Raw genomic sequence first — 562 nt, 5'->3', positions numbered from 1 at the left:
AGATCGTACTGCATTAATGCTTGAGTCAAGAAAAGAAGGCTTTTCAGCCAGAAAATTTGCTGAACTTATTAAAAGACATCCTAGTACGATCTATCGTGAGCTTAAAAGAAATAGCATCAATGACGTTTATCAAGCTCGATATGCTTCTGATAACACTTTTGCTAGACGTAGACGTGGTCACAGAAAACTCAAAATCGATTCAATCCTCTGGAAATTTATTGTTGAAGCGATCCGTTGTTTATGGTCTCCTCAGCAAATAGCAAAGCGTTTAAAGACATTTCCTGATTTGGATCAAACAATGAATGTAAGCCATACAACGATTTATTCAACGATACGAGCATTACCCAAGGGTGAGTTGAAAAAAGACTTATTATCCTGTCTACGTCATGAAAATAAAAAGCGAAAAGCTAACGGTGAACCTAAAAAAGATTCTATATTACAGGATATTAAAACTATTCATGAGCGCCCAGCCGAAGTTCAAGAAAGAAAAATACCGGGTCATTGGGAAGCTGATTTAATTAAAGGTAAAGACAATAAAAGTTCGATAGCAACACTTATTGAA

At 35.8% G+C, this 562-nt stretch carries 1 pseudogene; it reads left to right on the top strand.

Annotated elements, in window-relative coordinates:
• Nucleotides 1-562: pseudogene (locus tag E2B99_RS00005) on the top strand (IS30-like element ISAba125 family transposase); the annotation flags it as partial.

The organism is Alkanindiges illinoisensis (assembly GCF_004377485.1).
Taxonomy (GTDB): domain Bacteria; phylum Pseudomonadota; class Gammaproteobacteria; order Pseudomonadales; family Moraxellaceae; genus Alkanindiges; species Alkanindiges illinoisensis_A.
Note: the sequence above shows the minus strand (reverse complement) of the source record. Positions and strands in the feature narration are given on the sequence as shown.